The organism is Streptomyces sp. BE303 (assembly GCF_036290945.1).
GTDB lineage: Bacteria > Actinomycetota > Actinomycetes > Streptomycetales > Streptomycetaceae > Kitasatospora.
In genome coordinates this window covers 1-13,214 of sequence record NZ_JAQYWZ010000775.1, presented here as the reverse complement: position 1 = coordinate 13,214, position 13,214 = coordinate 1, and the positions used below count along the sequence as shown (strand labels likewise).

Sequence of the window (13,214 nt, the reverse complement as noted above, 5' to 3'; positions counted from 1 at the left end):
GCGGGCCTGCTCGGCCCAGAAGCCGAGGCGGTCCTCGGAGGCCTGAGCGTATGCGGCCGCGGTGACGTTGGCGGCTGCGGCGAGCTCTGCCGGCGGGGCGAAGCGCCGTTCCTCCTTGAGCAGGTTGGCCAGGCTCTCGTTACTCATCATGAACTCCAGATATCTGATCATTCGGGGCGGCCGTGCCTCCCCTGTGCTTGTTGCCCGGTGCTTGTCGTCGTCACCCGGCCGCCACGGCCCGGGCCGCGTCGGACGTCCTCGTGCGGCGGACTCTGGCCGGCGGCCTTCGCCCGGTCCCGCGAGTTCCTCGGAGGCTCGGGACCGGGCGAAGGCCGTTTCGGTGTCCGGTGGACGGTTGTGGGCGGTCGCTCTCGGCAGGTCGTTCGGGGCGGCTGTTCGGAGCCGGGGTCAGTGGGCGCCGAGTCCGGTGAGGGATCGGACTTCGAGTTCGGCGTACTTCGCGGGGTCGGCCTTGTCCCGGGAGAGCATGGTGCCGATCCAGCCGGCGAGGAAGCCGATCGGGATGGAGACCAGGCCGGGGTTCTCCAGGGGGAACCAGTGGAAGTCGGAGTGCGGGAGCAGGGAGGTGGGCTTGCCGGAGACGACGGTGGAGAAGGCCACCAGCAGGACGGAGCTGATCAGGCCGGCGTAGACCGAGCTGACCGCGCCGACGGTGTTGAAGCGCTTCCAGAACAGTGAGTAGAGCAGGGTGGGCAGGTTGGCGGAGGCAGCGACCGCGAAGGCCAGGGCGACCAGGGCGGCGGTGTTGAGTTTGTCGGCGAAGAGTGACAGGACGATGGCGACGGCGCCGATCGCGACGGCGGCCAGTTTGGCGGAGCGGACTTCCTCCTTCTCGCTGGCCTTGCCGCGGCGGATGACGTTGGCCCAGAGGTCGTGGGCGAAGGAGGCGGAGGAGGCAAGGGTCAGTCCGGCGACCACGGCGAGGATGGTGGCGAACGCGACGGCGGAGATGACGGCGAGCAGGACCGCGCCGCCGGTGGTGCCGGCTCCGCCGCCGAGGTGCTCGGCGAGCAGTGGGGCGGCGGTGTTGCCGGCGGCGTTGGAGGCCTTGATGGTCTTCGGGCCGAGCAGGGCGGCGGCTCCGAAGCCCAGGACGAGGGTCATCAGGTAGAAGCCGCCGATGATGCCGATCGCCCAGAGGACGGACTTGCGGGCGATCTTGGCGGTGGGCACAGTGTAGAAACGGACCAGGATGTGGGGCAGGCCGGCGGTGCCGAGGACCAGGGCGAGGCCGAGGCTGAGGAAGTCGAGTTTGCTGGTCCCGGTGGCGCCGTATTTGAGGCCGGGTTCGAGGAAGGCGGAGCCCTTGCCACCGGCGTCGGCGGCGGCGCCGAGCATGCTGGAGAGGTTGAAGCCGTACTTGGCCAGGACCAGGACGGTCATGAGGCCGGCGCCGGCGATGAGCAGGACGGCCTTGACGATCTGGACCCAGGTGGTGCCCTTCATGCCGCCGATGACCACGTAGATCACCATCAGTGCGCCGACGGCGACGATCGTCCAGCGCTTGGCGCCGGTGCCGCTGACGCCGAGGAGCAGGGCGACCAGGGAGCCCGCGCCGACCATCTGGGCGAGCAGGTAGAAGATCGACACCACGATGGTGGAGATGCCGGCGGCGGTGCGGACGGGCCGCTGGCGCATCCGGAAGGCCAGCACGTCGGCCATGGTGAAGCGGCCGGAGTTGCGCAGTGGTTCGGCGATCAGCAGGAGGGCGACCAGCCAGGCGACGAGGAAGCCGACGGAGTAGAGGAAGCCGTCGTAGCCGTAGAGGGCGATGGCGCCGGCGATGCCGAGGAAGGAGGCGGCGGACATGTAGTCGCCGGAGATGGCCAGGCCGTTCTGGAAGCCGGTGAATCCGCGCCCGCCGGCGTAGTAGTCGGAGGCGTCCTTGGTCTGGCGTCCGGCCCAGACGGTGATGCCGAGGGTGGCGAGGACGAACAGGCCGAAGAGGGTCATGGTCAGGCCGCGGTGCTCGGTGGCGGCGCCGGTGGCCAGCAGGGTGGTGGTCATGAGGCTGCCCTCCGGGGGTTGGGGAGCGTCGCGGTGGTGCGGCCTTCGCGGATGGCGGTGGCGCGCGGGTCGAGGCGGCGTCCGGCGTAGCGGGCGTACAGGGCCGCGATGGTGAAGGTGCTGACGAACTGGAGCAGCCCGAGTGCGAGGGCGACGTTGATGTGTCCGAACAGCTTGATCGCCATGAAGTCGGGGGCGTAGTTGGAGAGCAGGACGTACAGCAGGTACCAGAGCAGGAAGCCTGCGGTCACCGGGAACGCGAAGCCCCGGAAGGAACTGCGCAGCTGGCGGAACTCCTCGCTCTGTTCGAGGTGTTCCAGACGATCGGGTACAGCCGGACGGGCGGTCGGCGGAGTTTCCACGCGGTGCCTCCTGAGGTCAGCGGGTGTGGTGCGGGACGGGCTGCCGGCGCTGGACCCTCGACGCGTCGGCACCACAGGGGCCTGCTCGTCGGTTGTCGCCGTGGTCGTCTCCGGCACCGGGGTTCGCCCCCTGCGGCGCATCCCAACGCACCCGGGCGTGCACGGGTAGGCATCGCATCAGGACGTGCGGCGAGCGGTCGCATTGTGCGGCCAGCGGCGCGCCGAACGGTTGACCGGAATTCGGCCGCTGCCCTCCCACCGCCGCGGACATCGGGGTCACGCCGTCGGCGGTGACAGCGGGAATCGGCCCATCGGCGGTAAAGTGGGGGAGGTGCGCCGTCGGCGCAGACCGGGTCGCTCACGGCCCGCCTGCGGCGGCCTCGGCCGCGGCATTCCGTCGCCTCGTGCGTCCGGTCCGGTTCGCAATCCCGGTCATACCTGTCGGGTGGTCTTGGCCGGTCGGCCCGGTTCGCGGGATCGGACGCGGTAGCGCATCACCCGAACGGACGGGACCGGGTCGTGACCACAGAGAGCATCCTGCTTCGGGTGTGGTAGTCCCGTTGGGCGTGTGTCGGATTCCGGCAGGTGATCGCCGGAGCAGGGCAGGTGATCGAATGGATCCGGTGCAACATCATCGCGGCGGGGTGCAGGGCACCGGGCCGATGTCCGAGGCCGCGCAGTCGGCCCTGCCGCACGACGTGGTGATGCGCTCGTTGCGATCCATGGGTGACGCGTTCCTGGCCTGCGACAGCCAGGGGAAGGTCACGTACGTCAACGGCGAGGCGGAGACGCTGCTGGGCCCCGCACCGCGACTGCTCGGGAGCACGTTGTGGCAGACGGTGCCGGAGGCTGTCGCGCCGGGCCTGCGGGATCTCTTCCGGCGGGCGATGGCGGGCACCACGCCGGTCGAGGACGAAGGGCGTCTGGAGACGACCGGCCGCTGGTACCGCTTCCGGCTTCTGCCCGTGGCCGAGGGACTTCTGGCCTTTCTCACCGACGTCACCGACCGCCGGACGTACCACGGGTACGACGCGGTCGGACACTCCGCTCGCGTCGCCCAGCTGACCGGCGCCCTCGCGCGCGCCATCACCTCCGACGAGGTGGTCGGCACCGTCGTCGAGCACGTGCTGCCACCGTTCGACGCCACTGGTCTGATCATCCAGGCCGTGGAGGAGGGCGGTCTGAGGTCGGTCGGTTGTGCCGGCTACCCGCCCGTCTTCACCGAACTGGTCCGCAAGGCCCCGGTGACGGAGATGGCGGAGGGCACTCCGGTCCGTGACGTCCTCTCCGCTCCCTACACGCTGATGTTCTTCCCCTCCCCGGAGGAGCTGATCAGCGCCTACCCGGCGACGGCCGACTTCGTGGCCATCGGGGGGAAGAACTCCTGGGCCTTCCTGCCGCTGGTGGTCTCCGGGCGTGTCATCGGATTCTGCTGCATCAGCTGGAGCCGGCGGCGCAGCCTGAACGAGAACGAGCGCACCCTGCTCGGTGCGCTGAGCGCGCTGATCGCCCAGGCACTGGAGCGGGCGCGTCTCTATGACGCCGAGTACACCCGAGCCCAGGAACTCCAGCGGGGCATGCTTCCCCATGCGCTGCCCTCCGTGCCGGCCGTCACCGCCGCCGCCCGTTTCGTCCCCACCAGTGGCGACATCGGCGGTGACTGGTACGACGTGATCCCCCTCACCTCGGGTCGAGTCGCGCTGGCCATCGGCGACGTGATGGGTCACGGGCTGTCCGAGGCGGTCACCATGGGCAGGCTGCGCACGGCCGTGCACACCCTCGCGGTCCTCGACCTGCCTCCCGACGAACTCGTCGTGCACCTGAACAACATCGTCAGCGGCCTGGGCGACGACTTCTGCGCGACGTTCCTCTACGCGGTCTACGACCCCGTCTCGGGCACCTGTACCTTCGCGAACGCCGGCCACCCCCCACCCGCCATCGTTCAGCCCGACGGCACCGTGAGCTTCCCGGAGCTGACCATCAACCCGCCGCTCGGCGCGGGCACGCCTCCGTTCGACACCACCGAACTCGTCCTGCCCCCGGACAGCCTCGTCGTGATGTACACGGACGGGCTGGTCGAGTCCCGTGCGCGTGACATCGGCCGGGGAATCGCCGACCTTACGGACATCCTCGACGAAGCCACCGGTACAGCCGGGTGGCCGCCGCCCGGCGCCGACCACGGCGAGGTCGCCGAGAGCCTCGACCAGCTGTGCGACACCATCGTCGCGGGCCTGTTGTCGTCCCGGCAGACGTGCGACGATGCCGCCCTGCTCATCACCCGCGTCCACCGCATCCCGAACCGGAACGTCGCCTCGTGGCTGCTGCCGGACACAGCCATGGCGGCAGCGCAGGCCAGGGAGCACGCCCGCAGCCAGCTCGCCGCCTGGAACCTGGACGAGCTGGTCATGACCACCGAGCTCGTCGTCAGCGAGCTGGTGGGCAACGTGGTCCGGCATGCCAAGGGCCCGGTCCGGCTCCGGTTGCTGCGCAGTGACGTGCTCATCTGCGAGGTGTCGGACGGAAGCCTGACCACGCCGCACATCCGGCGTGCCTCCGCCACGGACGAGGGCGGGCGTGGTCTCCAGCTGATCGAGGCTCTCTCCCACCGGTGGGGCACGCGGCACGCGGCCACCGGGAAGTGCATCTGGACGGAACAGCTCCTCCCGGCGGGGTGACAGGACCCGGGGGCGTCGTCCGCGGCGTGCCGTCGGGATCCGACCTCACAGGCCGTCCTGGCGGCCGGCGTAGACGAACTCGCAGCTGCGGGGCCATCGGTGCGATGTGCCGGGTGGGGATCCGCCGAAGCCCGCGGCGGTGTCGGCGCCGAGCGGCGCCGACGCGCATGCGGCCTGCGGCCCTGCCTCACCCCCGCCAGGATCGGCGGTCAGTGCACCGCTCTCCCCGGGAGACGAGGCTCCTCCGGCGGGGGCCTGGGCCGGTCGTACGCTGCGGACGGGTCCCCGTCCGCAGGTGGTGGTGCCGACGTCACGGCCGTGGTGCCTTCGGCCGTGACGGCGGGTGCGGTCCTCGGGTCGGTCGGAGGGGACGGGGAGGTTGGCCCGGCCGTCGCCGACCCCCGTGCGAGGAGCGCGGCGGGGTCTTCGGCATCGGGCGTGGACCGGACGAGTGCCGTCCTCGCGAGTCGAAGGCGCCGGTTGGTGTCGCGCATCTCCTCGTAGCGGTGTCGGCATCGCGCGCAGTCGTCGAGGTGTCGGATCAGGAGTTTGGACTTTCTTCGCGCGGGGTGGCGGACGAGTGCTGTGAGTTGGTCGGTGCAGGCGAGGCACTCGGGGGAGTCGGCCCCCTGCAGGTGTGCTGTCAGGTAGGCGCGGCACAGGCCTTCGCGTGCGCGCGACACCAGCGAGGAGGCTCCGCTGGTGCTCAGCCCGAGGAGGCGGGCGACCTCGTCCGTCGGCCGCTGTTCGAGTATTGAGTGCTGCAGCGCTGCGCGCCAGTGCGGGGGCAGTGCGCGGAACGCGGCGGCGATCAGATCGTGTTCGAGGGCCGATGAGTGGATCTGATCGGGTGACGGGGCCGTGGTGTTCCGGTCGGCCAACAGGTCGACGTCGGCGGAGGGAAGGCTGCGGCGGTTGGCGCGCGCCCACGCCGCGGCGGTGTTGCGGACCACGGCCAGAAGGTAGGGGCGCCAGTTGTCGGAGGGGCCGCCGCCCGCCCGGACGGCGGCGAGAGTAGCGGTGAAGGCCTCGCTGGCGAGGTCCTCGGCGCTGTCCGCGATACTGCCGAAGGAACGGGCGTAGGCGAGTGTGGCCCGGTGGTGGCGCGCGTAGAGCACCGCCGCGACACCGTCCTCCCCCGACCGAAGGCGTTCCGTCAGCTCTCCGTCCTCGGACTCCCCTTCCGGGCAGGCACCGAGCTCCTCGGCGGCCCCGCCGCCGGTACGGAGAACCGGCGGCGGGGCGGACCCGTCGGGATCCGGGGACGAGAGGTCGAACATGGTGATCCTTTGGCCTTTGCGGTGATCTGACCAGCCGGGGAGCTCCGGTGCGGGCCGGCGGTACGGCGGGCTGACCGCCGGGCGTGGGCGGCGCCCGCCTCTCCGGGGTGCGGGTTGGATCCGCGTAACTGTCGTGAGCACGCGGTTCGGCTTCGCCGTTCGCGACGCCGGGCGGCATGTGCCGGCCCCCCGCGGGCGGGTCGGCGGCGGTACGGCGGGCCTTGCGGGTGGGGAGACGGGGGCGGGGTGGCCGGGGGCTTCGCCGCCGGGGCCGACGGCCGCGGCACGGGCCGGCATCGGAGGTTGGCCCGCTGAAGTGGGAGCACCGATCCGTGTGGCCCGTGTCGGGAGGCATGGTGGTGTCGCGGTGGGCAGTGGGCAGGCCGGCTGCCACGCCCGGTGAGCGGGTGCCCGGTGCTGCGGTGGCCGGCCGTGTTCGGCGGGATGCGGGGGTTCCCCGGCCTTGCCGGGGTGGTCGTCATCCGGCGGGGAAGTCGAAGGTGTATCCCTGGGCTTTGAGCCAGGGCAGTAGTTGGTGCAGGGCCGCGATGGTCTCGGTGCGGTCGCCGCCGCCGTCGTGCATTAGTACCACGCCGCCGGGGCGCAGTTCGCGTTGGACGTTCGCGACGATGGCGGCGACGCCGGGTTTGGTCCAGTCGAGACTGTCGACCGTCCAGGTGAGTGAGCGCATACCGGCGGTGGCGGCGACCTGTTCGTTGGCGGGGGTGAAGCCGCCGCCGGGGGCGCGGAACCAGGGGACCTGGGTGCCCGGTCCGCCGGCTTGGACGATCATGTCCTTGGCGGGTCCGATCTCCTGGACCTGCTGGTCGTGGGCGAGTGCGGCGAACGGCTGGAGGTGGTGGACGGTGTGGTCGCACAGGCGGTGGCCGGCGGCGAGGATGCGTCTGACCATCGCCGGGTTCGCGGTGGCCTGGGGGCCGATCTGGCAGAACGTCGCCTTGACGCCGTACTGGGCGAGGACGTCGAGGACGTCGGCGGTGGCGGGGCCGGGGCCGTCGTCGAAGGTGAGCGCGACCGTCCGGCCGCCGTGCGCGGTGGATCGGACCAGGGCGGCCGATTTCGCCGGCGAGCCCGAAGGCGGGACGCCCGCGGGCGTCGCCTTCGCGGAGGCGGGTCCGGCGGACCCGGTGGGGCGGGGGCTGGGTGCGGGCGAGCGGGGCGTCCCGGGAGCCGTGGGTGTGCCGCTCGCCGGTGTGGTGCCGGGTGCGTTCGGCTCCATGGACAAGCCGAGCACGCCGCCCTGCGCGGCGCCGCACCCGGTGACCGCGGTGACGAGCAGGGCGGCGCAGGCCGTGCGCAGGCCACTGCGCCGGGCACCGGCCGCCGAGGGACGCAGCGAACGGGCCCGCCGCGCAGGGCCCGACCTCTTGCCGCGGTCGGCGCCGCCGCGCACCGGCTCACCGGTGTCGGAGGCGGCGCCGGAGCAGGTGCCTGAGCAGGCGTCGGCGGTCTGGAGGAGCGCGAGGTCGGTGGTGGCGCTCGGCGCCGTCCCGCGCGTCAGGTCGGACATGGTTTCCCCTTTGGGAGTGTGACCGGGTGCCGGGCGGCCCGGGGATCCGGGCAACGTCCGGCACCACGCCGGTCGACATCGGATGGGCCGGGTGGATCTCCTGGCCGGCGTGCCGTGCGAACGAAGCGGCCTCAGAGGCAACGGAGTTCGCCGACATGTACCAGTGGGGGAAGAGTGCGCGGGCCCCGGCCGGACCCGCCCTGTCACGGGCCTGTGACACTGCCGCGACCGTCCCGCCACGGACACCTCGTCCCACGAACCGGCCCAACCGTCGAAGGACCCATGCGCGGGGCAGCGCTTGAGGCCAGGGCGGCACCGACCACCAGGTCGTCCGAAGCCTCACCCGCCACTTCGAACCCGCCACGCTTCTCCGGGCCACGGGCTGGGGCGCACGCGCTCCGCGGCCCTCCTTTTGCACGGTGACCAGGTTCGCCCGGGATTGCTCAGGGTTGGTTCGGGTGAGGCGCAGCTCGATGAACGTGGCGGAGCGTGGCGGGCGGGAGCTGTCTCGGGTCTGCGGGGGAGCAGGCCGGAGACAGCCGGGGCCCCCGGGTTCACGGAAGGTTCGGCCGGTCGGGTCCCGGGGGCGGTCGCAGGTGACGCGCTGTGGCGTGGGGGTGTCCGTCGACGGAGCGCTTGATGGCGGTTGGAGCTTGTCTTGCGGCGGAGACACTCCTGGGGAGGACGAGGCGCGGCCGGGTCGTGTCCTGGCTACTGCGCGCCGTACATCGCTGCGGGTGGTGCGGTGGTGGGGGTGGGGGGCAGGGCGGGGGGTTTCGAGGAGTCGGCCGGGTGAGGATGTCGGTGAAGACGAGGCGGTCGTCGACCCGGCGGGCGCCTTCGGCGAGTTGGTGGGTGCCGCGGGCGTGGACGGTGATGCGGGGGGGTCTCGGGGTCAGCGCAGGGTGGTGCCGGCGGGGGTGTCGAGGAGGGGGAGGTCGGTGCGGGTGGGCAGGCCTTCCCAGTCGCCGCGGGTGGCGACGGCGAACGCGGCGGTGGTGGTGGCGCGGTGCAGGCGCTGTTCGGCGGTGAGGCCGTCGAGTGTCCCGGAGAGGTAGCCGGCGACGAAGGCGTCCCCGGCGCCGATGACGTCGACGACGGGCACGGGTCGGGCCGGGGCGTGGTGGGTGCCGTGGGTGGTGGTGAGGGTGGCGCCGTCGCCGCCGCGGGTGATGACCTCGCCGCCGACAACCCCCGCTCCCCACGGCCCGCAGGACCGGACCAGGACCAACCGCCGCGCGCGTAGCACCGGACCGCCGCGGGCGGTACATGCAGGCTTCCGGGGGATCGGCCCGTGATCCCGGCGGCCCGTGCGCCGATGCGACCCGTAGCCGGTCGCCACCGGTGTCCCGCGACCCGGAGCACGGCGGACCAGCTCCGGCAGATGCACATCTAGGCGACGGCGGTCACCGTGGGAGAACCCCCGCCATGGGGTAGCTCGACCACACGGCAACCGAGCTGACTCAGTTGCCGTGTGACGGCCTCGGCCTCGCGGTCGTTCAGCGCGAACACGAACGGACCGGGAATCAGCACCCGGTCGATCCAGCCCTGCTCGATGTCCCGCACGAGACACTCCAGCCGGGGCAGCCGGCCGCCGGACCGGCGTCCGTTGTCCAGGTACTCGAACGGCTCGGGCAGGCCGTGTCGCTGTGCGAGGCGTTCCAGCGCATGGCGCTGGCACTCCATCCCGGTGGGGTCGAACGGGTAGCACCGGAGGTAGACCGCCGTCCGCGGGGCGCGGACGCTGCGTGGTGGTTGGCGCATCAGCATGTCGTTCACCTGCCAGCGGTTCCGGTAGTGGCGGGGCCTTGTCCCTCCACCGTCCGCCCGCGGCGGGCGGACCACATCCAGGGATCTACGTAGGCGACTACCGAGTTCCGGCGCCGCAGTTCACCGAGTGACGAGTCCGGCCTGCTCCGAGCACCTCCAGCAGACGTTCACCACCGCCCGCGCCGGCGCGGCTCCGGTCGACCGGTACCTTGCCGCACCCGGCCGGCGGGGATCGGTCGTAGCCGGCCGGCCGGCGTGGTGACGGTAAATCAGTTACTGTCTGGAGCTGGCCGATTCGTGAGTTTCTCCGGGTAGAGGGTGTACCGCTGTGGACCACGGCGGCTTTCGGGCGCGTCCCGGGTGAGGCTCAAGTCGGCGGTCCGAATCGTACGAGTGCCGGTGCCAAGGGCGGCGTGAACGGTGACCAGAGCGACGATGAACCGACACAACGGGGTGCCCGGCCTGGTCGGGCAGGCCGCCACGGCAGGTCGCCGGGAACGGCCTGCGCAACGCCCGCGAGGCCGTAGGCAGGCAGGTTCCGGGCGACTCGGTGCCCACCGGGGCGTGCAGGGGGACCGGGCGTTGTTGGCGTCGGTGTCAGGAGGCGCCAGCCTCTCCGCCGACCGGTAGGCCGTTCGGCGAACCACTGGTCGCACGGTTCGACCGTTTGGCGCACATCGTTGTCGGTGCCTTGCGGTGAATGGCTCCGCGGGCTGGGATACGCCGCAGGAACAGTCCTGTCGCTGGGATCGGGCGCCGTTGATGACCACGGCGACCATCAGCGGGCAGGCCGTGGCGGTCCCGATGTGCGCCGACGGTCCGGCCCTGTCGGCCTGTTCCCCCACCGCACCTCGCTGACCCCAGGAGGGCGTGGAGACCCCTTCGCCCGCAGGTCGGCCAGCCCCCGACCGCCTGGAAACACCTCGAACGGACCGGGAAGTTCCGATCGAGGCGTGAACGCGAGAACTCCGCCCGCACGATGCGTGCCGACCGGGAGAACGAGCCACCGCCGTCCCGATCCCCGAGCCAAGGAGCCACCCCTGATGTTCAACAGACCCTCTGCCCGGCCACCGGCCGACGGCCAGGACCCGTCGTCGCTCGGCAACACCCCCCGCCAGCACTCCGCCGCGGCAGGACGCCGCACGCGCCCCCACGCCCGCCTCGCCGGTTCGTTGGCGACCGCCGTCACCCTGCTGGTGGGCTCCGTCGCCCTGAACCACACGCCGTCCAACGCATCGACCCCGCCGGCGGGGGACCCCACCCGGGCTCCGTATGACCTCACGGTCGACGCCCCCGTGCTGATCGTGCTCGGTCAGAGCAACGCGGTCGGGTTCGGGGCGTACATGAACGACGCCGCCGATCGGGCCCAGTGCGGGTCCTTCAGCCACGTCAAGGGGCTCAACCGGCAACCGAACCTCGCGGTCGGGGCGACGGCGGCGACATGGTCGCCGTACACCTGCCGTGGCACCAACCTCGGTTACGAGTTCAACAACGGCTACAGCTACAACGTCGCGTCGGTGACCGCGCTGCGGTGGGAGCGCGCCGTCAACGCCGGCGCCGCCCTCCCCGACCTGAACGTGATCCACGTGGCCTGGCAGGGCCAGGGCACGCAGGAGACGGACGGGACAAGCAACCGGTGGTGGCCCGACCGCGACCCGACCCAGGCCGACAGCCTGCACCAGCTCACCCTGAACACCATCGGCAACGCCCTGCGAGCGCTGCAGGAAGCCGGCAAGCGACCGCGCGTCATCGGCATGCACTGGAACCAGTGGGAGGCCGAGGCGGCAGCGAAATCGACGGTCAGCGCCGACCACGTCCAGCAGGCGTTCCTCAACGTCCTGGAACCGCTGCGCACGATCACCGGTACCACCGGATACCCGGTCTTCCTCTACCGTCCGCGCACCACGGTCTACCAGCAGGTCCCCACGCAGCACGTCGTGGAGGCGCTGACGGGCCTCGCCGCCCGGCCCGCGCCCAACCCCTACACGCTGATCGACCCGGCCGACGCCACCTCCCCGACGGGTACACCGCTCTTCCAGTCCTCCGCGGCGCCCACCTACGGGATCTTCAACAGCGACGGTCTGCACTACACCCGGGCCGCCCAGGAGTGGTTCGCCGACCGGCAGTGGAAGACCGTCTTCACCGACGGCCTCTACGGCGCACCCGTCACCGCCACCGTGAACGCGGCCCAGGGCAGGCCGGCCAGCCAGTCCTCCACCTGGGCAGGCGTGTCCGCGGCCCGGGCGGTGGACGGCAACATTGACGGCACCTGGCCGGGCGGGAGCGTCAGCCGTACCAGCACCGAGCCCCAGGCATGGTGGCAGGCCGACCTCGGCGCGACACGCACGATCCGCGACGTGCGGCTGCTGCGGCGCACGGACTGCTGCGACGCCCAGATCACCGACTTCTCCCTCGTCGTGTCGGCCACCGACCTCACCGGCCGCAGCTGGGCGGACATCGCGGCCGACCCCGCGGTGAAGCGCATCCGGATCAAGGGCACCGCACCCAAGCAGCAACTCACCATCCCCGTCGGCTCCGACGGACGCTTCGTGCGCGTCCAGCTCACCGGCACCGACTTCCTCTCCCTCGCCGAAGTCAAGGTCGACACATCCACCAACTGATCCACACCGACCGGGTGTCCGTCCCGGCGACCCCGCCGGAACGGACACCCGACCGACAACCCGGCTCCCACACCCCGAGGTAAGGCAGCGTCCGGTTCGGTGCACCGCATACCGGTGCACGGACAGTCCAGGCATCGAGACGACCGGCCCGCCGCGAGTGGTTCATCGTTCGAAGGCCCCGCAGTTCGGCGAAGGGGACTTGGCCGGGGGAGAGGACCCTTCACTGCCCGGTACCTGCTGGGGGTTCCGGTCGGCTGCCGCCTACTGGTCCCGGCCAACGGGGGTGGCATGTCGTGGTGGCATCAGGATCCGTGTGCACCCGGCTGCGGTGAGGACTCGCACCGACAGACGGACGCGGTCGTCCTCGCCGGAGAAGACCCAGGTCCCCGGTATCAGCAGAATCCGGTGCGTGCCGTCGATCATGGCGAGGACGAGTTCCTCGAATCGGGGTCGGGCGTGATGGACCCAGGAGGACGGGTGTGCGTGGTCGAGGTAGAACACCGGGGCGGGCAGGCCCAGGCGCGTGGCGAAGCTCGTCAGTGCCTCGCGGTCCCTTTCCGCCGTCGGATTCTGCGGGGGACTGCACAGATAGGCGGCGGGCCGAAGCGCGGGGGAGGTGTCGGGTGCGCGCATGTACGGACTCCACTGATCGAGGAGGTGCCCGGTACCAGGGACGGCCCGGGCTGTGCGGGCGGGAGGCTTGTCGGTCGGCCGAGGGGCGCTACGAGCGCTCGGCGAGGCGGCACACACAGGACCCCTCGGCGAATGAGGTTGCGGAGTCCTCCCGCCCGCCCCGAACGCCGGTCTACAGGTACTGCCCGGTGTTGGCGACAGTGTCGATCGAGCGGCCGGACTCGGCACCCTGCTTCCCGGTGACCAGGGTCCGGATGAAGACGATCCGCTCGCCCTTCTTGCCGGAGATCCGGGCCCAGTCGTCCGGGTTGGTG

9 protein-coding genes are annotated in these 13,214 nt (G+C 71.7%); 2 read left to right on the top strand and 7 right to left on the bottom strand.

Going from position 1 to position 13,214, the window contains the following annotated elements; all coding sequences use genetic code 11:
• Positions 1 to 408 precede the first annotated feature (408 nt).
• Positions 409 to 2,028 (bottom strand): solute symporter family protein, encoded by a 1,620-nt coding sequence (locus PUR56_RS25225; protein WP_329875112.1) that lies wholly within the window; start codon positions 2,026 to 2,028, stop codon positions 409 to 411.
• Positions 2,025 to 2,390 (bottom strand): DUF485 domain-containing protein, encoded by a 366-nt coding sequence (locus PUR56_RS25220; protein ID WP_329875111.1) that lies wholly within the window; start codon positions 2,388 to 2,390, stop codon positions 2,025 to 2,027. Before PUR56_RS25220 ends, PUR56_RS25225 begins: the two co-directional genes overlap by 4 nt.
• Before the next feature lie 614 nt (positions 2,391 to 3,004).
• On the opposite strand from PUR56_RS25220, the gene PUR56_RS25215 reads away from it, so the two are divergent.
• Positions 3,005 to 5,065, top strand: coding sequence for a SpoIIE family protein phosphatase (locus PUR56_RS25215; RefSeq protein WP_329950579.1), 2,061 nt, complete (start codon positions 3,005 to 3,007; stop codon positions 5,063 to 5,065).
• A gap of 209 nt (positions 5,066 to 5,274) precedes the next feature.
• Here PUR56_RS25215 and PUR56_RS25210 read toward each other — a convergent pair whose 3' ends face one another.
• From PUR56_RS25210 to PUR56_RS25195, 4 genes are all read right to left on the bottom strand, one after another.
• On the bottom strand, positions 5,275 to 6,345 hold the full coding sequence (locus PUR56_RS25210) for an RNA polymerase sigma factor (RefSeq protein ID WP_329950578.1): 1,071 nt from the start codon (positions 6,343 to 6,345) through the stop codon (positions 5,275 to 5,277).
• A gap of 478 nt (positions 6,346 to 6,823) precedes the next feature.
• Positions 6,824 to 7,876, bottom strand: a complete 1,053-nt coding sequence (locus tag PUR56_RS25205; protein ID WP_329950577.1) for a polysaccharide deacetylase family protein — start codon at positions 7,874 to 7,876, stop codon at positions 6,824 to 6,826.
• Positions 7,877 to 8,771: 895 nt separating this feature from the next.
• Entirely contained in the window at positions 8,772 to 9,107 is a 336-nt protein-coding gene (locus PUR56_RS25200; RefSeq protein ID WP_443034563.1) for a PfkB family carbohydrate kinase, read from the bottom strand.
• 161 nt (positions 9,108 to 9,268) lie between these two features.
• Positions 9,269 to 9,655 (bottom strand): hypothetical protein, encoded by a 387-nt coding sequence (locus PUR56_RS25195; RefSeq protein ID WP_329950576.1) that lies wholly within the window; start codon positions 9,653 to 9,655, stop codon positions 9,269 to 9,271.
• 1,034 nt (positions 9,656 to 10,689) lie between these two features.
• On the opposite strand from PUR56_RS25195, the gene PUR56_RS25190 reads away from it, so the two are divergent.
• Positions 10,690 to 12,267, top strand: coding sequence for a discoidin domain-containing protein (locus PUR56_RS25190; RefSeq protein WP_329950575.1), 1,578 nt, complete (start codon positions 10,690 to 10,692; stop codon positions 12,265 to 12,267).
• Between the two features lie 261 nt (positions 12,268 to 12,528).
• Here PUR56_RS25190 and PUR56_RS25185 read toward each other — a convergent pair whose 3' ends face one another.
• Positions 12,529 to 12,900, bottom strand: a complete 372-nt coding sequence (locus tag PUR56_RS25185; RefSeq protein WP_329950574.1) for a hypothetical protein — start codon at positions 12,898 to 12,900, stop codon at positions 12,529 to 12,531.
• Positions 12,901 to 13,214: the final 314 nt, after the last annotated feature.

Bases quoted from the DNA above. Each gene is read 5' to 3' on its own strand.
- PUR56_RS25225 (WP_329875112.1), bottom strand. From the start codon at position 2,028: ATGACCACCACCCTGCTGGCCACCGGCGCCGCCACCGAGCACCGCGGC.
- PUR56_RS25215 (WP_329950579.1), top strand. From the start codon at position 3,005: ATGGATCCGGTGCAACATCATCGCGGCGGGGTGCAGGGCACCGGGCCG.
- PUR56_RS25210 (WP_329950578.1), bottom strand. From the start codon at position 6,345: ATGTTCGACCTCTCGTCCCCGGATCCCGACGGGTCCGCCCCGCCGCCG.
- PUR56_RS25205 (WP_329950577.1), bottom strand. From the start codon at position 7,876: ATGTCCGACCTGACGCGCGGGACGGCGCCGAGCGCCACCACCGACCTC.
- PUR56_RS25190 (WP_329950575.1), top strand. From the start codon at position 10,690: ATGTTCAACAGACCCTCTGCCCGGCCACCGGCCGACGGCCAGGACCCG.
- PUR56_RS25185 (WP_329950574.1), bottom strand. From the start codon at position 12,900: ATGCGCGCACCCGACACCTCCCCCGCGCTTCGGCCCGCCGCCTATCTG.